This window comes from Paenibacillus sp. PK1-4R (assembly GCF_030369595.1).
GTDB lineage: Bacteria > Bacillota > Bacilli > Paenibacillales > Paenibacillaceae > Paenibacillus.
On record NZ_CP126535.1, the window covers coordinates 2,781,669 to 2,802,035 of the forward strand.

Consider the following 20,367-nt stretch of genomic DNA (forward strand, 5'->3'; position numbering starts at 1 on the left):
AGCATAGCCATGAATGGCGGATGGGAGAGCTGTAATGACAAAACGGGTAATTCTGTTGGAAGAAGGTACGGCAGAGATGAAAGGGATAATGGGCAGTAAAGGGGCTGATCTTGCAGAACTTATCCATGCAGGGTGGTCTGTCCCAGCCGGATTTGTGGTCACAACGGAATGCTGTCGCGAGTTCTGTACCCGTCTTGGACATCTTTCCGGTGAAGGAGAGGAAGAGATTATTAACGCGATCCGGCATCTGGAACAGCAAACCGGGAAGTTCTTCGGACATTCGGAGAATCCGCTACTACTCGCGGTACGTACGGACCAGGATCGAGCATCAGCAACTGCGACACGATCACTGCTCAATGTTGGTCTTAATGATGCTACTGTGGAAGGACTCGCACGTCAAACCGGTGATCGGTTGTATGCACTCCGATGTTATCTAGATTACTTAAAGGAATATGGACAGCTGGTGTATGCAATTCCGTCTGAATTTTTCACAGAAATATCGAGTCATGTCAAGGGTCGGGATGAAACGGAACTTGAATTAACCATTACACACTTTAAATATTTAATCGAAGGGGAGGGGCGGAACCCTTTTCCTCAAGATGTTCAAATTCAATTCAAAGAAGCAGTACGTGCGGTATATCATTCACAGCGTAGTAAAGCATCCAGATCTCAGGACGAGATCATGCGTAAATCATATTACATCTCTTCGGAGCAAAGCGCTCCTGTTCTTATACAGACGATGATGCATGGAAAATGTGGAGAATCAAGCGGTACCGGAACATTGTATACACGCAGTCCACTTACAGGAGGAAGGGGAATCACTGGACAATACGTCCCAACCGGGAACGCGAGCCAAACAGATCATGGTCTGGAGCGTTTACGGAATGACGAACTTGAGCTGTACAAAAGTTTGCTGGAGATAGGTAGCCAGTTGGAGACGCATAAGGGAGAAGTGCAGGAAATCACCTTTGTGATTGAATCCGGCGCGATGTATGTTGCGCAGACTCAGCCCGCACGATTATCCTCCACAGCCACACTGAGGAGTACCGTGGATTTTGTCCATGAAGGATTCATCACCAAGGAGGATGCACTTCTTCGCATCCAACCTGCGCATATAACGGAAGTGCAGAAGCTTTACACAAATCCTAGTTCTATCAACGAAGCGAGCACTGGAAATTTTCCAGTAACTAATGATGAATGTCCAGCTTATAACAACTCAGATTCACTTTTATCAGCAGATCTGCAACTACTGCTCGATTGGGCTGATGAAGTGAAAGAGCTGAAGGTAATGGCCAATGCTGATCGACCACAAGATGCCATAACAGCACGGATACTGGGGGCTGAGGGAATAGGTCTGTGCAGGACGGAGAACATGCTGTTATCACCTGCGCGGTTACCATTTGTACAAAAAATGATCCTGGCAGACAGTGAATCCGAACGCAGGCGTGGTTTGGAGCGTCTGTTGCCGATGCAGCAGTCTGATTTTGAACAGATATTCGAAGCGATGGATGGATACCCGGTAACGATACGTTTGCTCGATTCGCCGTTGCATGAACTGCTACCGGATCGGGGAGTGTTGGAGAAACGACGTGAGTGGTTACAAGCAGAGGAGTGGCAGGAGCAAAAAGACCATCAGATTGAACTGGAGGAACTGGAACGTGTAATTCGCAGAGTCAGTGAATTGCATGAACATAATCCGACATTGGGGCAACAGGCTTGTCGGCTGAGTACGGTGTTCCCGGAGATCGTTGATATGCAGCTGGAAGCGATTTTTCGCGCAGCGGTGAAAGGTATCCGGCAAGGCTGGTGGGTACGTCCCGAGATTATGATCCCGCAGATCGGTCATGTGCATGAACTTCAGGTGATGAGAGATCTGGTGGATCATGTGGCTGACCAAGTGCTTGGTGAGGAGAAGCGGCATTGTCTCTATAGAGTGGGGGCGATGATCGAAGCTCCGAGAGCGGCGCTGACGGCGACTCACATTGCTCGCCAGGCAGACTTTTTCTCGTTTGGCACGGATGAGCTGACAGAGATGACATTTGGATATAGTCGCCATGAATCCGAGAAGCGATTCATTCAACTGGATACGGACTCTCGTACGGTAATGAATAATCCATTTCATGTGCTGGACATTGAGGGAGTCGGACAACTGATTGAGATGGCGGTAGTCCAAGGTCGAATTCGAAAACCTCATCTGAAGACAGGGATCTGCGGAGAAAATGTTGTGGATCTAGAGTCCATAACCTTCTGTCACCGCATTGGTATGGATTACGTAAGTTGTTTGCCTGAACAGATCGCATATGCACGAATTGCTGCTGCACAAGCAGCCATTAAGGCACAGAGAGAGGGAGCAGACACGCAGAAAACGGATATATCTACAATTGCGTAACGCTCACCCTGTCCTACACGGAACTTCCATGGAATAGCAACCGGAAAACTGTTATACTGAAATATGCGTTTTGTAAAATGAACGTAAAATTTCAGGGTAAGGGTTGAAAGCGACCATGTATAATTCCAAAAATGAACGAACTTCATCACGGACCTTATTCGCCGTGTTATTCATTCTTATGCTGCTGAAGCTGTCACTGCTGCGGTATTTCTTTTTCCAGGGTCTGTCCGGTATCGGTCTGTTAACTGACGCATTAGGCGCACTAACTGTGGTATGCCTGCTGGATCTGATCGTGCCCAAAGGCTGGAAGCGAGCAGTATACGGAGGATTCAATGTTCTGTTTTCTCTGGTGCTGTTCGCGGCTACGCTGTATAACGTTCATTTCAGTTCGGTACCCACCTATACCGCGCTAAGTGAGTTGGGGCAAGTTGCCCAAGTACGGGGAAGTATCGGACCACTGGTACGACCGGAGCACTTTCTGTTTTTTGCAGACATCGTACTGGCATTGCCAATATGGTTGATTATGCACAGACGTTCCGGCGGACGTAACCGCAGCAGTTACCGCGATAGCGGTCTGACGTTTGGCAGAATTCGCAGACGTTACTGGGGCAAGCTCGGCGTTGCGCTTACCGCTGCGTTCTGCATCGTGCTGTCTGGCAGTTTTATTGTCAAAGGTGAAACGATTGATAACGAACTGGTTCGGGCGGAGAATCTCGGTTTCCTGAACTATCAGGTATCGTCTGCCATTCTGACGAGCAAAGAGAATGAGGCCATTGCGAATGGTAACATTAACGAAACAATTGCTAAGATCAATGAGCTGGTTAGCAAATATCCGTATCAGGATAAACCAAGTAACGGCTCAGCTGTGAAAGCCAAATATTTTGGTCAGGCCAAAGGCAGCAATCTGATTGTACTGCAACTGGAGTCCTTTCAGAATTTCCCGATTAATGCTTCATTAGACGGTCAGGAGTTAACACCGGTACTGAATGATCTGGCCAAAGAAAGCTATTATTTCTCTCATTTTTTCCAACAGATCGGACAGGGAAACACATCAGACGCGGAGTTCATGTCGAACACGTCTATCTATCCAACCGGAGTTGTTCCCATGTCAGCAGGGTATAGTGACCGCGAACTGCCGAGTCTTCCCAAGTTATTGGGGAAAGAAGGATATGAGTCCGAGACGTACCACGTCAATGACGTTACCTTCTGGAACCGGAACAAGATGTATCCGGCACTCGGATTCACTCGTTACTTCGACAAGCCCAGCTTCGAGAATGACAGATTCAATGACTTTGGACCATCGGATGAAGAGTTGTACCGTGTAGGTGTGGAAAAAATGACTGCGCATCAGGCTGCGAATCAGCCGTTCTATGCTCAGTTCATTACGGCATCGAGCCACTCGCCGTTTACGGTTCCCGCTGATCGTGCACGAATTACGATTCCTGCGACCATCACGAACAAATTGCTTCACGATTATCTGCAAGCAATCAACTATACGGACTATGCCATCGGTCAACTCATTAATGAGTTGAAGGCGAACGGATTATGGGATAATACTACTTTAGTGCTCTACGGAGACCACTTTGGTCTGCCTGCTGACGAAGAGATTACACAGCAGATTCAGGCCAATCTGGGCGTCCCGTATGACGGTAAAGTAAGTCGATTTAACATCCCGTTCATGATTCACACGCCGAAACAGACCAAAGGGCAATTGATTGAGCAGCCAGGCGGTCAGTTGGATATGTTGCCAACGATTATGAATCTGATGGGAGTTTCGCTCCAGGATGAGAAATTCACTGCCTTCGGACATGATTTGCTCAACATGGACCACAATGCCTTCGGTATCCGGTATTACTTGCCGACGGGTTCATTTGTCAACGATGACATTATGTTTATCCCGGGTGCGGGCTTTGACGATGGAACAGCCTATTCGCTGAAGACTTATGAATCGGTAACGGATTTGGAACCGTATCGTGCCGATTATGAACATGTGCTCAGCCTGATGAAACTGTCTGACGAGTATGTGAAGTTGTTACCGAAACGTGCACCATAAATCAATTTTTCTGCAATAGGTCAGATCAAAAACGTCACCAGTTCAAAAGCTGGTGGCGTTTTTTTTGCATGTTTCTTGCACAAGTGTTGTAATAAAGAGGATAACTAAAGTTTGAAACTGTAATAATTAATGTTACAATGGGATGAGCAAGAATGAAGTGAGCAAAAGCGCGTAATATTCGCAGATCTCATATTCAAAGTACTTATGAACCTAACAGACGAGAGGATTGAATATATATGAAACTGAGTGTACTCGAACATGGACATATCAACGAAGGACGAAGTGTACAGGATACGTTGCAGGAAACGGTGAAACTCGCACAACATGCAGATCAATTGGGGTACTCCCGCTTCTGGATGTCGGAGCATCACGGTAGTGGTGCGCTGTCTTTCTCCAGTCCTGAAGTTATGATTGCACATGTGGCTGCACATACGGATCGAATTCGCGTAGGATCCGGTGGCGTTATGTTACCTCATTATAGTGCCTATAAGGTTGCAGAGAATTTCCGTCTGCTGGAAGCTTTGCATCCGGGGCGGATTGACCTTGGAATTGGCAGAGCACCAGGTGGCATGCCAATTGCCAGCAGAGCTCTGAATGAGGGGAAATCATCGAATGTACAATTCTTTCCGCAACAGATTGCGGATCTGGGTGGATACTTCCATGAGCAATTGCCCGAGGATCATCGGTTTGCATCTCTGGTAGCCGGACCATCGGTTCCCACGGTACCCGAAGTGTGGTTGCTGGGTTCCAGCTCCGAAGGTGCAAGAATTGCTGCGGCACAAGGGACATCGTATGCGTTTGCCCAATTCTTCGGAACACCAGGCGGCGAAGAAGCGATGAAACATTACCGCAGACATTTCAAGCCGTCCATCCTGAATGACAAACCACATTCAATGATTGCTGTCTCGGCATTCTGCGCGGAGACAGAGGAAGAAGCGGCTGAACTTGCACGCAGCAATGAACTTTTCTTCTTACGCCTTGGACGAGGTCTTGAACAAAGTTCCTTCCCATCTCTGGAGACGGTGAACAACTATCCATACACAGCGATGGAGATGGAACAGATCCGTCAACGTCGTTCTTTTTCCATCGTGGGAACACCAGATCAGGTGAAAGACAAAATTACCGCAATGGCAGAACGCCATGAAGCAGATGAAGTCATTATTGCATCAGCGGTTCATTCGTTTGAAGCACGTCTGCGCTCATTTGGCTTGATTGCAGAAGCCTTTGGACTCAAGCAGGACTAATGGTAAGCAAGCGGGAATAACTACTCTAAACAGACTGGAATCTTGCTCATGCAAGGTTCCGGTTATACTCTTGCGTGATCAGGGAGAGGAGAGATTCACATGCGCAGATGTGTCATTAGTGATATTCATGGCTGTTACGATGAATTTAATGCACTGCTTAAGCTTGCAGATTATAATCCGCAGCAGGATGAATTGATTTTACTCGGTGATTATGTGGATCGCGGTCCAAGTAGCAGACAGGTCATCGAACAGATTATGCAGCTTCAGCAACAGCACCATATTATGGTGATCAAAGGCAATCACGATGCCATGATGGTGAAGGCGCTTACCCAGGATGTTGAGCAATATGATCAACACTGGATTCGTAATGGTGGACTACAGACGATGGCAAGTTATCTGGATCTGGAGCTTACTTATGATGAGCAACAGATAGATTGGGAAGCTTATGCTGAAGCCAAACAGTGGATACGTACACACTATGAACATCATCTTCGTTTCCTGGAACAGCTTCCGCTGGTGTACGAAATTCCGGGTTATATTTTTGTGCATGCCGGGATCAATCCGGATATCGAGGATTGGAGAAGCCAGTCCGAGCGGGACTTTATTTGGATTCGTGAATCATTCTATTCCAGACCAACGACGATTAGAGAGACGGTCGTATTTGGCCACACCCCCGTGAAGCATTTGCATGATGAGACAGGCATTTGGTTTGACCCGAGCGGAGACAAAATTGGCATTGACGGTGGTTGTGCCTACGGAGCGCAATTGAACCTGCTGGAGATTAGCGAAGACGGCAGTCTACAGACCTTTTTTGTACGACAAGGGCAGAGCGCGGAAGAGCCTGAGATTTAATGTTTTCGTTGCGTATCAGGGTTTCGTATGCTAATTTTATAAGGTTGTACGATGAATAAATACGATACATATCATATCGACTTGAGGGTAATGAACCAAGTTTGGCTATTTTCCAAAATGACTTACCTGAGAATGATTTGCAATCAATTCGCTGTAAAAGGATTGGAATTAAGCCTTATTAGCGCTATAATCAGTAGGGTATGATTAAAATATGACATGTATTATTCTAAATGAGAATTGACGGAGGGCTATAAATATGGAGAAAGCGTTAATCTTCGGTCACAAAAATCCCGACACGGATACGATCTGTTCGGCAATCGCCTATGCGGATCTGAAAACAAAGTTGGGTCAGGACGTTGAAGCTGTGCGTCTCGGCGAAGTCAATGGTGAAACCCAGTTCGCACTGGATCAATTCAAAATCGCAGCACCACGTCTGATTAAAACAGCTGCAAATGAAGTAAACAAAGTTATTCTGGTTGACCACAACGAGCGTCAGCAAAGTGTAAGCGATATTGAGGAAGTGACTGTCGTTGAAGTTATCGACCATCACCGTATTGCTAACTTTGAGACAAGCGGACCTCTGTATTTCCGTGCAGAGCCTGTAGGTTGCACAGCAACCATTTTGAATAAAATGTACAAAGAAAATGGCATCGAAGTGAGTGCACCAATTGCTGGCCTGATGTTGTCTGCGATTATCTCCGATTCCTTGTTGTTCAAATCCCCGACTTGCACAGAGCAGGACGTAGCCGCTGCGCGTGAACTGGCTACCATTGCTGGTGTAGATGCAGACAGCTATGGTCTGGACATGCTGAAAGCCGGCGCGGATCTGAGCAAAAAAACAATTGCTGAACTAATTTCCCTGGATGCAAAAGAATTTGTAATGGGTCAATCCAAAGTGGAAATTGCACAGGTTAATGCCGTTGACGTGAATGATGTTCTCGTGAAGCAACCTGAGCTTGAAGCCGCTATTGATGCAATCATTTCCAGCAAAGGTCTCGACCTGTTTGTATTTGTCGTAACAGACATTCTGAACAACGATTCTGTAGCTTTGGCATATGGTACATCCACTAAAGCCGTGGAGAAAGCCTACAATGTGACGCTGTCTGATAGCAGAGCTATCTTGAAAGGCGTAGTATCACGCAAATCACAAATTGTACCGGTTCTGACGGAAGCATTCAACACGCTGTAAATCAAACCGATTGGCATATTCATACGCTGATATGTATTACAAATAAGTAGCAACACCATCCTTAGCCTGCTCTGATCCGTAAATGGTCAGGACAGGCTTTTGATGTAGAGGAGGAAGAATCATGATTAAAAATGAAAAGATCAAAGCGGCCGAAGTGCAGCTCACCGGCCTAAATGGTGAAGATCTGGGTGTGATGTCAACGCAGGAAGCACTTCTACTTGCGAAGCAACATAAAGTAGATCTGGTGTGCTTGTCCTTGATGACAAGTCCACCGCCATGCAAGCTGATTGGAGCTGGAGCGGCCAAAGCAGAAGCGCAGCAGGCGAAGAAAAAAGCGAGTAAATCCCCCGATAAACGTAAAGTAAAGGAAATTCGCTTGAACCTTGCGATGGAGGATCACGACCGGGATACGAAGCAATCTCAGGCGGAGCGCATTCTGAAGAAGGGTGATTCGGTAAAACTCGTCATCCAGGTGCATGGAGCCAAAGAAGGAGTTGCAGGCAAGGAGTGGGCTGAGCAACTGAGCAAATCGCTGGCTGAATTCGGTAGCAAAACGACAGGTGTTCAGGTAAGTGGTAAACAGGTTGTTGTGCAACTGGACCCTAATGCGTAAACTGCCTGGAGCGATCCTCGGTGTAGCACAAAGGTAACGAATGTCGATACAGTAATGATTTTTTGGATGTAAAGAAAGCCCAATGAGGTGGCAGGTTAACTGCTGCTGTATTGGGCTTGTTTGTCATCACTTGGATTGAGGTGTCGTCCAATTTAATGCAAAAGCCGTTTCTGTTTCAGTAGTTCAGCTGCGTAAATAACGGCTGCCACCAAGACGTACATATAACTGCCCAGGTAATACAGGCGTGGAACCAGCGGCCATATTATTCTGGCTGTTTTTGGCGAATCGGGATAAATAAAAGAAGTCCGGATAGATCACCATATCCATTAAGTAGGCGGAGACCCGGCTACCTGGAACGCGGAACTGATTCAGGGTACGTATAATTTCTTCGCCGCGTGCAATACCAATGCCATGACCATAATACCAGTTCTCACGCAGCATGAACGTATTCTCTCCCTGCCACTCGGGGGTTTCCGGAGAAACATCCGGATTTTTGAAATACAGCACATCTCCTGGAAGGGCGGTTTCACTACCGTTTTTTTCGGTTAATCGCAGGTCACTGTCATAATGCCAGTCGAAGAGTAACAGATTTCGAAACAGGGAATTAAAGGCGTCTTCGCGAATGCTTCCCAGCACGCCACCATACAGCACAATAACGGTAGCTGTTGCACATTCAAAGGCATATAAGTGTCCATTCCTCCAGATATCCCGGATACCGTCGGCGGGTGTCACGTTTGATCTTAGCTCGAACCCACCTTCCGCATTACGATCCCAGTAGGCAGGATTACATCTGGATTTCTCAAAGGATGCAAAACTCACACCGCTTCGATCCAATCCTTCCGCTGCATCCACGAGAGAGCCCCTCAAGTCCCATTCAAAACGAAGATGATCCATGGATTGGTACACATACCTTGTAGGCCGATTCTGGAGTTGCTGTAACCAATGCCATTCAAAAGCAGACCATTCCGAGCGGTTCAGCTGGGCGGGGTGATTAGCAACAATGATCATGATCCATAACCTCCGTTCCTATTCGAATATTCAACATTGTATAATCGGGAGAGCACGGGTATTGTGTAGTATATGACGTGATGTGTTCGAATTGGTATGTACACAATGAAAGTTGTCAGCATTCAAAATTAAAAATGTCGCTTCATGCAGGGATTTTGTCCGATCTCGTTTATCAATCATGGCATTTGGGGTAGTACTCTATAGATGAAGTTATGTTCAGGTCGATCTATTCATACGGAATACATTCGAATTCTCATAAAGGAGGACATGTAATGTCGAAATCCATTACAGAGAGCCGATCTCTGTTCGAACAATTGTATACGCACGCACCAATCGGCATTGCTGTCGCATCGCATGTAAATGGACGGTGGTTGCAGCTTAATCCTGCATTTTGCGAGATGCTTGCATACAGTGAAGATGAACTGATCGATACTTCGGTCATACATATGATCTACGAAGAAGATCTGCATATGGAGGAATTCCGCAGCAAGTTTTGGGAAATGACCCATGAAACAAGTCCGATGTACGAGACGGAGGTTCGTCTGAAACGAAAGGACGGTTCGTTATTATGGGCAACCCTTAGAGCTTGCATTGTTAGGGATGAAACGAATGGTGAGCCCTTGTATTTGCTGGTACAAGCTGCTGATATTACGAAACAAAAAGATGCAGAGGAAATACTCATCGTGCAACGTAAGCAATTGGAAGAGAGCAGTCGTATCTCTCGCCTGCTGGCGGAGTCTTCATTAGATCTGATTGCAATACATGATGCCGATTCTAGTCGTACATTTAAATATGTATCGAATGCATGTAAGAGCATGTTGGGCTATGAGCCAGAAGAAATTATAGGTAAGCCGGGAACATTTGTTATCTATCCGGAGGATGTGCCTATGGTTGAAGCGTACGTGGAAGAGCAGAGAAAGGGTCTGGCTCCCAAACGGATCAATTATCGTCTTTTACATAAGGATGGATCTACGGTGTGGGCAGATACCATTACACATTATGTTTATGACAGTGCAGGTGAACTGATAGAGCTCGTCGCTGTAACCCGGGATATCACTGCCAGCCAGCAACAACAGTTAAGCATGCAGGAGTACAGATCGTTATTTGACTGTAATCCCCTAGGTGTGGCTTCTCTTGATCTGGAAGGCAATCTGCTGAAAGCCAATATGGGTCAGGAACAGTTGACAGGACACACCAAGGAGGAGCTGCTGAGTCGACCTTTTGACCACCTCATTGATCCTGTGGATCTGGAGAAGACTCGATATCATTTTGAGGAAACGGTGAAGGGCAATGCTCAGAGCTACGAGATAGGTTTAATTCACAAAAATGGGCAGCGAATTGAAACAAATGTGATTAATGTTCCTATTATACTTGAGGACAAAGTTGTCGGGGTCTACGGGATTACCAGTGACATTACAGAGTCCAAACGTTACGTCGAGGAAATCGAGAATCTTAGTTATGAACGGGCATTGATTTTGAATGGCATGTCTGAGGGTGTTATCGGACTGGACCTGGATGGGAATCTGAACTTTGCCAATCCAGCCGCTGCGGAGATCATGAACTTCTGTCCAAGTGAAATGAATGGCAAGCCCCTTGACCAGATGATGATCCAAATGCAGAGCGAAGGCATCCCCTACCCATCCAAGGATACACCAATTCTACAGGCTGTTCGTGAGGGACGAGGTCTGCCGCGTACCGAATCCGTATTCTGGAGACAGGATGGATCCAGTTTCCTGGCGGAGTTCCAATTGAAGCCGATTATGGATCAGGGTAGAACCCGCGGGGCAGTGTTGGTTTTCCGTGATATGACATCTGTTAAGGACATCATACGTGCCAAGGAAGCAGCAGAGCATGCAGACCGGGCAAAGTCTGAGTTTCTCGCCATCATGAGTCATGAGCTTCGTACGCCCTTAAACGGCATCATGGGCATGGCCCATCTGTTAATGGAAACCGAGCTGGATGATGAACAGAAAGGTTTTGCGGAAATCATGATTGATAGCGGCGAATCCCTTTTGTACATTTTGAACGAAATTTTGGATTTCAGCAAAATCGAAGCAGGCAAAATGGATCTTGAGCGCGCACCTGTAGATATTAAGGCGATGTTGGGTGGGGTGATCGAGCTGTTTGCACTGAAGGCATCAGAGAAAAATATTGAACTCTATTATGAAGTGTCGGATCACATTCCTGAACGCATTAGAGGGGATGAGACACGAATCCGGCAGATTTTGATTAATCTAGTGGGTAATGCCGTTAAATTCACAGAGCAGGGCCGCATTATGGTAAGCGTAGGTGCTGATTTCTCAGATGAGCATGGTCAGGATAACCTGATGTTGACCTTTAAGGTGAGAGATACAGGGATCGGCATTCCAATAGAAAAGCAGCATCAATTGTTCCAATCCTTCTCACAGCTTGATCCGGCCATCAATCGTAAGTTTGGCGGGACAGGTCTAGGCCTTGCGATCAGCAAAAAACTGGTGGAGTTAATGGGCGGAGCGATTGGCGTACAGAGTGAGATCGGTGAGGGGGCAGAATTCCAGTTCACCCTCGTAGTGGAGCGGTGGTTAGAGGAAAGTAATGACCCGATCGATATCACCACGAATGATGAATTGCAATTGGATCGAGCTAGTCTTGCCCATGACATCAAAATTTTGATTGCTGAGGATCAAGCGGTCAACAGTCATCTGTTGGAGGAGATGCTGCGCAAGTTTGGCGGAGTGTGTGATATCGTTGAGAATGGGGCACAGGCCGTCGATTCATTGAACAAGGTTCAATATGACCTGGTGTTTATGGATATTCAAATGCCAGTTATGGATGGGATTGAAGCGACCTGCCACATCAGACAGAGCCACCCAGACATACCGGTTATTGCAGCGATTACAGCTTTTGCAGGCGCCGGTGACCGTGAGGAGTGTCTGAAATGCGGGATGCAGGACTTTATCAGCAAACCGTTTCATTCCACGGAGATTAGCCGCGTACTGAATACATGGGTTCCATATATTCGCTCTCAAAGGGTAACGTAACGAAAAAATAACCTGCGCCTTGAAATTCAAGGTACAGGTTATTCTGTCATTTACTCAAATTAGTTGGCACCGACAACAAAAATCAGGACCAGCCTCCGATTAAACCGGAGAGAGTCACACATTCGTCATCTTCCAAATCTGCAATCAGAGTGAGTTCTTCGTTGTCTTGTGGATCAACGGAGAATAATTCACGGCGTCCGTCCTCATGCACAATAATGACTAACTGATGGCCGCCCTTTGTATCAAACTGGTACTTAACTCCGATACCAGGTAGTGGGCATTCGCGGATATTCATGAAACCTGTCACCTCTTTAGCTTTGCTTAATAAAAAATTAACCGTTCACACAGTACGGATGTATTCTACTATCCATAACACCGTTTGGCAAGCCACAAATAAAATTGGTGTGAAGAATTAATTTTTTCCGCGATGTGATCTTGCGATATGGCGCTGTCTGGCCCGTCTGCGACGAACAAAAAACCAAATGAGCAGAGCAGCGATAATTAATAGACCAATGACTGCAATTATGATGATATTCCGGATATTGGGAACCTGCACAGTCAGATCCAGTTTATTCATCTGGAGAGGTGAAACGTGCCAAATGAGCGTTTTTCCGCCATCCTCCACCTGATCTGCATTGGAATCGGCTGCCTTGATGGGCAAAGACAACTTAAAGTCAAAGTTAACATCTTTTAACAAGAGGTTTTTAAGAAAGCTAGGCACCTTGTTAATTTGATTTTTGATCTCACCATCGGGCATGGACTCCATGAGATCGGCTTCTGCTGTAATGTGCATCTTGGAAGTGAAGAAGCCGGGTGAAGTTGATTGTTCAACCTTGATCCCTTGTGGTAACTTGGACGTATCAAAGCTGGTTTTATTGCTTTTTTCATAATGGGTGGTCGCTGTGAGTTGCTTCTTATCTCCCTGTTCCGAAACCTCTGCCTGGAAGTTATTTCGATTCAATGCATCTGCGATCAAAGGCATGAGATTGTCTTGTCCAATTTTTCCAAGAGCGGAGTTCTTTACGTTGAGATTGAGATCCAGATCCGTTGATCCATCCATATTCACCGTAAGATGGGCTTCTCCATCAGCACAGGCGGATAAAATACATAACATAAGGGCTAATAAAACAGTAAGAAATAACTGACGTAAGGGGATGCGAGTTGACATGTCTTTCAACCTTTCTGCGTAAAAATCCAAATTCCATTTCATAGAAGTATAGTATACACCGTAAGCATGGCGGATGAAACTTTGAACCGTGCAATGAGGTACGTATGATTTAGTGAGATCGGGGAATAATCCATTTATTAAAATTAAAGATTTCGTATTTTTGTCAATGTTCGGTCAATTCAAACGGCGCTTCACCGTGTACACTAGTAGTAGTGTGATGAATATACGGAAGCAGGGAGGTTACATTCATGACATATATCATTATTATGGCTGTTATTATGGTCGTGGGCATGGTCGGAATGGGCTGGTTCTATCAGATTATGGATAAAGACCAAAGCTAGTATTGTTTAAATGTGAAAAGAAGAGAGACAACCTATAAGCTGGCTTCGCTAACGCGAGGCGGGCTTATTTGTGTGGGGAAAATTGTGAGGCACTGACCTTACATAAGTACGTAATATATGTAACCATTCATGTTGTACAATTTGACCGATGGACAAATATTTTTCGTAAAGATGGGATTTTTTAGCTGCTCTTTTGTATAATAGGGGGTAGTTTAACTCGGGATCCTCCCGAAATTCTGCCAAACAGGAAAGGGTGTACATAAATGAAATTTAGTGAGTATACGTATACACGTCCGAATCTGGAGCACATCAAGACATCTTTCCGTGAGCTGTTGAGCGGTTTTGAAGCTGCGGCAACGGTTGAAGAACAGAGTGGGTTCATGGATCAGATTAACGCGCTGCGCAGTGATTTTGAGACACAAGCCCAATTGGTCTACATCCGTCATTCCATTGATACCAATGATGAGTTTTACAAAGCGGAGAACGAATTTCTGGATGAGAATGCACCAATTGTGCAGGAATATATTACGGATTTTTACCGTGCACTGGTTAACTCCAAATTCCGCAATGAGTTGGAACAAAAATGGGGTTCACAGCTGTTCCAACTGGCGGATCTTTCACTGAAAACATTCAGCCCGGAAATTATTGAAGAACTCCAGAAGGAGAACAAACTTTCCACAGAATACAATCAATTGATCGCATCGGCCAAAATTCCGTTCGAAGGTGAAGAGCGCACGTTGCCACAGCTTCATCCATTTGAACTGTCCACGGATCGCTCCATGCGGGAGCGTGCTTCGGAAGCCAGATACACTTTCATGGCTGAACATGAAGCTGAATTCGATCGCATTTACGATGAACTGGTTAAAGTGCGTACACAGATCGCGAAGAAACTGGGTTATCCAAGCTATGTGGAACTCGGCTATGATCGCATGAACCGTACGGATTACAACGCAGAGATGGTTGCCAACTTCCGTGCACAAGTTCGTGATTATATCGTACCTGTGGCGACCAAGCTCAGAGAGCGTCAGCGTAATCGGATTGATGTGGATACACTGTATTATTACGATCAGGGCTTCAGCTTCAAGACGGGTAACCCGACACCGAAGGGTGACGCAGACTGGATTATTGAAAATGGTAAAAAAATGTACGCTGAATTATCACCAGAGACGGATGCATTTTTCCAGATGATGACCGAAAACGAGCTTATGGATCTGGTAAGCAAAAAAGGTAAACAGGGCGGCGGATATTGTACGTTCCTGAACGATTACAAAGTGCCTTTTATCTTCTCCAACTTCAACGGTACATCCGGTGATATTGATGTATTGACACATGAAGCAGGTCATGCTTTCCAAGTGTATGAGAGCCGTGATTTTGCAGTGCCTGAATACAACTGGCCGACATATGAATCGGCTGAAATTCATTCCATGAGTATGGAGTTCTTCACATGGCCGTGGATGCAGTTGTTCTTCAAGGAAGATACGGACAAGTACAAGTTTGATCACCTGTCTTCTGGTCTGTTGTTCATTCCGTATGGTGTAGCTGTGGATGAATTCCAGCATTTTGTGTATGCGAACCCGGATGCAACACCAACGGAGCGTAAGCAGGCATGGCGCAACATTGAGAAGACCTATCTGCCACACATCAATTACAAAGATAATGCGTATCTGGAGCAGGGTGGTTTCTGGCATAAGCAAGGTCACATTTTCTCATCGCCGTTCTACTACATTGACTACACGTTGGCACAAATCTGTGCATTCCAGTTCTGGAAACGCAGCAATGAGGACATGAAGTCCGCATGGGCCGACTATCTGACATTGTGCAAAGCGGGAGGAAGCCTGTCCTTCACCGGATTGGTTGAACTGGCTGGATTGAACTCTCCATTCGAGGATGGCTGTGTATCTTCCGTAATTGGCGATATTGAGGCATGGCTTGACGGTGTGAACGATAAGGCGCTGTAAACCTTCGTAAGGATGCTTTTAGTGAAAGTACCTTCGGTAAGGTATAAGCACTGGATAAAGCTTTAAGATAGATAAGTAAGACGGCTTGGAGACCTTCGGGTGTCTGGGTCGTCTTTTTCATTATGGGTAAAAATCAACCTCAAGTGTAACATTTATCGGACTTATTGTGATTTATTTCACTATATCTGAAAACGGATTCAGTTACAATGGAGATAGTAAATCAGGGGTTACAGGAGGCTGGTTCAAATGGCAACACATGCATATTATGTTCCGCCCGTGAACTTGATGGGTAGAGGATGTTTACAGGAAGCAGGTCAGATGATTGAACAGATGGGTATCCGCAAGGCGCTGGTTGTAAGTGATCGTCAGTTGATTACTTCAGGCGTTGCTGAACAGGTACTGTCTATATTAAGAAAATCAGGGTTAGACTATGTAGTATATGATGAGGTTCAGGCTAATCCAACATGTCAGAATGTACATGATGGACTTCAAGTATTCCAGGATCATGGCTGTGACGCCATTATATCGATAGGCGGAGGTTCACCGCAGGATGCTGCCAAAGGCATTGGCATTGTAGCTACCAACGGTGGGCATATCCGTGAATATGAAGGATTTCATCAATCGAAACATAAGTCCGTGCCACTTGTGGCTTTTAACACAACGGCTGGCACATCGAGCGAGGTGACAATTAACTACGTGATTACAGATGAGGAACGTAAAGTGAAGATGGTGATGGTGGACCGCAATAGTCTGGTCTCCCTGTCGGTTAATGATCCGGAGCTGATGCTCAGCAAACCTGCAAGTCTCACAGCGGCCACGGGTATGGATGCGTTGACACATGCCGTAGAAGCGATGGTTACACCGGGTGGATTTACAGTGACAAGTGCGACAGCTGCAGCAGCTGTTGAACTGATCTTTGAATATTTGCCTAGAGCCGTGAGAGACGGCAGTGATCTGGAAGCGCGGGAACATATGACGTATGCGTGTTTCCTTGGCGGGATTGCTTTTAATAATGCGGGCCTGGGTTATGTCCATGCGATGGCGCATCAACTGGGTGGCGTATATGATCTGCCGCACGGTGTCTGTAACGCAATGTTACTCCCGTATGTGGAAGAGTTGAACGCCAAGCATGTACCCGGCAAATTCCGTCATATTGCTAAGGCAATTGGTATGGATGTGAAGGGTAGAAGTGATGAAGAGTGTTCGGATTACGTCATTGAGGCCATCCGTCAGCTATCGAAGGAAGTAGGCATTCCTGAGAAACTGTCTGAACTAGGTGTAAAAGATCCCGATGTGGAACTGCTTGCCGATAACGCGATGAAAGATGCTTGTGCACCAGGCAATCCCTATCAACCGTCCAAGGATGAAGTGATGGAGCTGTTCCGCAAAATTATATAAGTGAGAACGTATCGAGTCGGAGGGAATCCGGCTCTTTTTTTTGTTTTTAAAATCTTGGATATTGTATATATGCCTTTGGGCATCTTCACAAATGGAGTTCAATGCGTAATAATGTAGGTCGGGCCATTGGCAACATATGACATCGACATCAGGAGGCATCATGAGACTTAGTACAAGAAACCTAAACAGCTATATTAAGCAATATGAGACTTATTTAAGCGTAGAGCGAAATCTATCCCTTAAATCCATTAAAGCCTATCTGTCTGATCTCAACAGACTTGTAGAATGGCTTGATACTAAACATATTCAAGATGTAACCAGAGAAAATTTACGAATGTATCTGGAACAATTAAATAGTGAACACACACTTAAAGACTCGACCATTAAAAGAAAGTACATATGCTTTAAAGCATTTTTTAATTATTTGGTTCAAAGCGGTGATATAATCGAGTCCCCAATTATTGGTTTCGGAAAAAAATTCAAAACGGCAAGACGTATTCCAAAGACACTTTCTGTTAATGAGGTTGAAAAGTTATTAAATGCACCACAAGAGCACATGAAACAATTGCACACGAGTTTTAGAAGAAGAATCAACCTTCGCAACGATGCTATTATTGAACTGCTCTATGTTATTGGAATTCGTATTGGAGAACTAGTGAATATTGATATGGAGCACATCGATCTCGAAGAGAAAACCGTATTGATTTTTGGAAAAGGTCGTAAGGAGCGGCTGCTCTACATCTCAAGTAGCGAGGTCATCCATAAAATTAAAACATGGTTGCATGCCCGCGAACATTTCGCCCCCCAATCTGATGCTCTGTTCCTCAACAAATATGGTGATCGACTCTCCATTTACTCCATTGAGGATATTTACTCTAAATACAGGGACTTATCTAAAGTTAGCAAAAAATCAACACCGCATTATCTCAGGCACAGCTTTGCTACACACCTTCTGAACAATGGTGCAGATTTACGATCAGTCCAGGAAATTCTCGGACATACCAATGTCAGTACAACCCAAATATATACAGAAGTGTCTGTTGAACGGAAGAAGGATGTACTGTCGAAATTTAATCCAAGAAATAATCTAAAAGTGTAGAGAAAAACCTCCAAATAACTATAAATTATTTGGAGGTCTTGTAATGCAAGAGATAAAGGACGAAGAGATAAAAAGTTTTTACGATAGTCATGAAGATATCTGGCCAGAAGGTGATAATTGGCATCAGTACACAAAAAATCAGCTAATTAAGTATGTTAATAAATATATGAATAAAATAAGAGCAAACACATCTTTCAAAGTACTTAATGCAGGTTCAGGTGGCAGTACATATGATCTTGATCAAGAAATGTACCACTTAGATTTAACAGATAAACATATATCTAAATTTATAAATCATGCTGTAGGAAGTGTGGAGAATATTCCATACGAAGAGAATATGTTCGATGTAGTTATTTGTGTTGGAAGTGTTCTGAATTATTGTAACGCCTCTACCTGTGTAAGAGAATTTTCAAAAGTAGTATCTACTAAAGGTTATTTAATCTTAGAGTTTGAAAGTAGTTGGAGCATGGAGTTCTACAAAACACCTATACATAAAAAAAATGTTGGCATGGCAATCACAAAATATTTTGACTCAGAACATAAATTATGGGTTTACTCCAACCAATACATTCAAACATTACTTAAGGAACATAATTTCAAAATAATTAATTCAAGAAGATTCCACATATTAAGCAGTTTTGCGTATAGATTGTTTAAAAACGAAAATAAAGCGGCGCCATATGCTAAACTAGACCCGCTCTTTCGTTTTATTCCGTTTTTCTCAAGAAAAAGCCATAATGTAATATTGCTGTGCCAAAAGAATTAAAATTTTTCACCTTTCCTGCTTGTTAACCAGACTACTATAGCTGAAAGTACTGCAGGCATTATTCCTGAAAAACTAGACGTGATGTCCAACTCAAAACCAAAGATTTTAAATAATAGATTTGATAAAACGACAACCAGTATAGGAATAACAATGACACAAGATACAAAAAAAGAGTATTTCAATGTTTTACTCTTTTTTTTACTAGCTGGGACTGATCCAGAAGTTATCTGTGAATGAGCATCATCAAGAAGATTCTTATTATATTTAACCGAAATGCTTTCTTTATCGTAGATACTCTTCTTGAAATAATCATAGTGTTTATCTAAATTGCTTTTATATATTTTTAGTTCAGAATCTTTAAGGAATGGAACATACCAGTTGAAGTAATAAGCATAGTAAATACTTTTCACAATACTATTTACAGTTTCTTTTGATAGTTGAAATATTTCTGAGTTCGTTTGCAGGTAGAGTTTACATGGAAATGAACTTTCATAATTAGTACCTCCTAACTGTGGTTGGACGTAATCAATATCAATAGAACAAAAATTTTCCATGTATAAAAGTTTTTTTAGGAATGCACTTTCTTTATCGATTTGTTTCCCATTATCACGATCACTTATTTCAGTAATCCAATAATCTACAGGTAAATTCATTCTGTCTTTAAAGTAACTCTTAATCAAACTGAATACAGGAAAAAACACAGCATTTACTCTAAAATCTTTACTGAATGTGATGTAGTCGAATAACACAAATCTATTTTGCGAAAAATAAGAGGTCTGTGAGTATCCAATGACCGTATTATCCAAATATACTGCAAAAACCATAAAAGTAAAATCAACACTGTCCTTACTCTTTTCTATCCAATAAGAGATTTCATTTGTAGCGGTTTGTATTTCAACAGGAGTTTGATCTTCATAAATCTTTAAGGCTTTAATATAGTCTTCGTCGTCAGATCTCGTTATTAGTTTCACTTTGTAACAGTTAGTTAATGGACTCAAGGTAACCTCCAAATAATTTATAGTTATTAGTATGTAATTTTCTGATAGATTGCTTTGGCAATTCTGATCATAACTTCTATACTACATCTAACTATTCGACACATTTCTATATATTCCTCTAAAAATTTACAAATAAATTGCTGTTTTCTGATTCGTAAGACCTGCATTTTTGATTTTATAGGTTTATGGGTCTAGTAGTGTCGCAGTTTTACCATGAATTTTCCAAAAGGAGTTTGGTTCCCTTTTATCGAATACAATATGAACAACAACG

15 protein-coding genes are annotated in these 20,367 nt (G+C 44.1%); 11 read left to right on the forward strand and 4 right to left on the reverse strand.

What is annotated here, in order from left to right; translation table 11 throughout:
* The first annotated feature begins 34 nt into the window (after nt 1-34).
* The 6 genes from QNO02_RS12370 (at nt 35) to infC (ending at nt 8,340) form a co-directional block, all read left to right on the forward strand.
* On the forward strand, nt 35-2,389 hold the full coding sequence (locus QNO02_RS12370; RefSeq protein WP_289392188.1) for a putative PEP-binding protein: 2,355 nt from the start codon (nt 35-37) through the stop codon (nt 2,387-2,389).
* Nucleotides 2,390-2,504: 115 nt separating this feature from the next.
* Nucleotides 2,505-4,442, forward strand: coding sequence for an LTA synthase family protein (locus QNO02_RS12375; protein WP_289392189.1), 1,938 nt, complete (start codon nt 2,505-2,507; stop codon nt 4,440-4,442).
* 236 nt (nt 4,443-4,678) lie between these two features.
* Nucleotides 4,679-5,686 carry an LLM class flavin-dependent oxidoreductase gene (locus QNO02_RS12380; protein ID WP_036670607.1) on the forward strand — a complete coding sequence of 336 codons (1,008 nt, stop codon included), beginning with the start codon at nt 4,679-4,681 and terminating at the stop codon, nt 5,684-5,686.
* 99 nt (nt 5,687-5,785) lie between these two features.
* Nucleotides 5,786-6,538, forward strand: coding sequence for a metallophosphoesterase family protein (locus QNO02_RS12385; protein WP_289392191.1), 753 nt, complete (start codon nt 5,786-5,788; stop codon nt 6,536-6,538).
* A gap of 256 nt (nt 6,539-6,794) precedes the next feature.
* Nucleotides 6,795-7,727 carry a manganese-dependent inorganic pyrophosphatase gene (locus QNO02_RS12390; protein WP_289392192.1) on the forward strand — a complete coding sequence of 311 codons (933 nt, stop codon included), beginning with the start codon at nt 6,795-6,797 and terminating at the stop codon, nt 7,725-7,727.
* Nucleotides 7,728-7,848: 121 nt separating this feature from the next.
* Entirely contained in the window at nt 7,849-8,340 is a 492-nt protein-coding gene (gene infC, locus QNO02_RS12395; RefSeq protein ID WP_091031425.1) for a translation initiation factor IF-3, read from the forward strand.
* Between the two features lie 183 nt (nt 8,341-8,523).
* Here infC and tgl read toward each other — a convergent pair whose 3' ends face one another.
* On the reverse strand, nt 8,524-9,348 hold the full coding sequence (gene tgl / locus QNO02_RS12400; RefSeq protein ID WP_289392195.1) for a spore coat transglutaminase TGL: 825 nt from the start codon (nt 9,346-9,348) through the stop codon (nt 8,524-8,526).
* A gap of 272 nt (nt 9,349-9,620) precedes the next feature.
* On the opposite strand from tgl, the gene QNO02_RS12405 reads away from it, so the two are divergent.
* Entirely contained in the window at nt 9,621-12,368 is a 2,748-nt protein-coding gene (locus tag QNO02_RS12405; protein ID WP_289392197.1) for a PAS domain-containing hybrid sensor histidine kinase/response regulator, read from the forward strand.
* 82 nt (nt 12,369-12,450) lie between these two features.
* Here QNO02_RS12405 and QNO02_RS12410 read toward each other — a convergent pair whose 3' ends face one another.
* Nucleotides 12,451-12,663 (reverse strand): cation:proton antiporter regulatory subunit, encoded by a 213-nt coding sequence (locus QNO02_RS12410; RefSeq protein WP_017688899.1) that lies wholly within the window; start codon nt 12,661-12,663, stop codon nt 12,451-12,453.
* A gap of 117 nt (nt 12,664-12,780) precedes the next feature.
* Nucleotides 12,781-13,536, reverse strand: a complete 756-nt coding sequence (locus QNO02_RS12415) for a hypothetical protein (RefSeq protein WP_289392199.1) — start codon at nt 13,534-13,536, stop codon at nt 12,781-12,783.
* 604 nt (nt 13,537-14,140) lie between these two features.
* On the opposite strand from QNO02_RS12415, the gene QNO02_RS12420 reads away from it, so the two are divergent.
* The 4 genes from QNO02_RS12420 to QNO02_RS12435 all read left to right on the forward strand — a co-directional run bounded on the left by QNO02_RS12420 (nt 14,141) and on the right by QNO02_RS12435 (nt 19,098).
* Nucleotides 14,141-15,835 (forward strand): M3 family oligoendopeptidase, encoded by a 1,695-nt coding sequence (locus QNO02_RS12420; protein WP_289392200.1) that lies wholly within the window; start codon nt 14,141-14,143, stop codon nt 15,833-15,835.
* Nucleotides 15,836-16,081: 246 nt separating this feature from the next.
* Nucleotides 16,082-17,233, forward strand: a complete 1,152-nt coding sequence (locus QNO02_RS12425) for an iron-containing alcohol dehydrogenase (RefSeq protein ID WP_289392201.1) — start codon at nt 16,082-16,084, stop codon at nt 17,231-17,233.
* Nucleotides 17,234-17,393: 160 nt separating this feature from the next.
* On the forward strand, nt 17,394-18,332 hold the full coding sequence (locus QNO02_RS12430; protein WP_289392203.1) for a tyrosine-type recombinase/integrase: 939 nt from the start codon (nt 17,394-17,396) through the stop codon (nt 18,330-18,332).
* Nucleotides 18,333-18,375: 43 nt separating this feature from the next.
* Entirely contained in the window at nt 18,376-19,098 is a 723-nt protein-coding gene (locus tag QNO02_RS12435) for a methyltransferase domain-containing protein (protein WP_289392204.1), read from the forward strand.
* Here the strand turns inward: QNO02_RS12435 and QNO02_RS12440 are convergent.
* Complete coding sequence (locus tag QNO02_RS12440; protein ID WP_289392206.1) at nt 19,095-20,096, reverse strand: hypothetical protein; 1,002 nt, start codon at nt 20,094-20,096, stop codon at nt 19,095-19,097. The two genes, QNO02_RS12435 and QNO02_RS12440, sit on opposite strands and share 4 nt — an antisense overlap.
* Nucleotides 20,097-20,367: the final 271 nt, after the last annotated feature.

Excerpts from the sequence above, each read along its gene's own strand:
- QNO02_RS12370 (WP_289392188.1), top strand. The coding sequence starts at position 35 with ATGACAAAACGGGTAATTCTGTTGGAAGAAGGTACGGCAGAGATGAAA.
- QNO02_RS12375 (WP_289392189.1), top strand. The coding sequence starts at position 2,505 with ATGTATAATTCCAAAAATGAACGAACTTCATCACGGACCTTATTCGCC.
- QNO02_RS12380 (WP_036670607.1), top strand. The coding sequence starts at position 4,679 with ATGAAACTGAGTGTACTCGAACATGGACATATCAACGAAGGACGAAGT.
- QNO02_RS12385 (WP_289392191.1), top strand. The coding sequence starts at position 5,786 with ATGCGCAGATGTGTCATTAGTGATATTCATGGCTGTTACGATGAATTT.
- QNO02_RS12390 (WP_289392192.1), top strand. The coding sequence starts at position 6,795 with ATGGAGAAAGCGTTAATCTTCGGTCACAAAAATCCCGACACGGATACG.
- infC (WP_091031425.1), top strand. The coding sequence starts at position 7,849 with ATGATTAAAAATGAAAAGATCAAAGCGGCCGAAGTGCAGCTCACCGGC.
- tgl (WP_289392195.1), bottom strand. The coding sequence starts at position 9,348 with ATGATCATTGTTGCTAATCACCCCGCCCAGCTGAACCGCTCGGAATGG.
- QNO02_RS12405 (WP_289392197.1), top strand. The coding sequence starts at position 9,621 with ATGTCGAAATCCATTACAGAGAGCCGATCTCTGTTCGAACAATTGTAT.
- QNO02_RS12410 (WP_017688899.1), bottom strand. The coding sequence starts at position 12,663 with ATGAATATCCGCGAATGCCCACTACCTGGTATCGGAGTTAAGTACCAG.
- QNO02_RS12415 (WP_289392199.1), bottom strand. The coding sequence starts at position 13,536 with ATGTCAACTCGCATCCCCTTACGTCAGTTATTTCTTACTGTTTTATTA.
- QNO02_RS12420 (WP_289392200.1), top strand. The coding sequence starts at position 14,141 with ATGAAATTTAGTGAGTATACGTATACACGTCCGAATCTGGAGCACATC.
- QNO02_RS12425 (WP_289392201.1), top strand. The coding sequence starts at position 16,082 with ATGGCAACACATGCATATTATGTTCCGCCCGTGAACTTGATGGGTAGA.
- QNO02_RS12430 (WP_289392203.1), top strand. The coding sequence starts at position 17,394 with ATGAGACTTAGTACAAGAAACCTAAACAGCTATATTAAGCAATATGAG.
- QNO02_RS12435 (WP_289392204.1), top strand. The coding sequence starts at position 18,376 with ATGCAAGAGATAAAGGACGAAGAGATAAAAAGTTTTTACGATAGTCAT.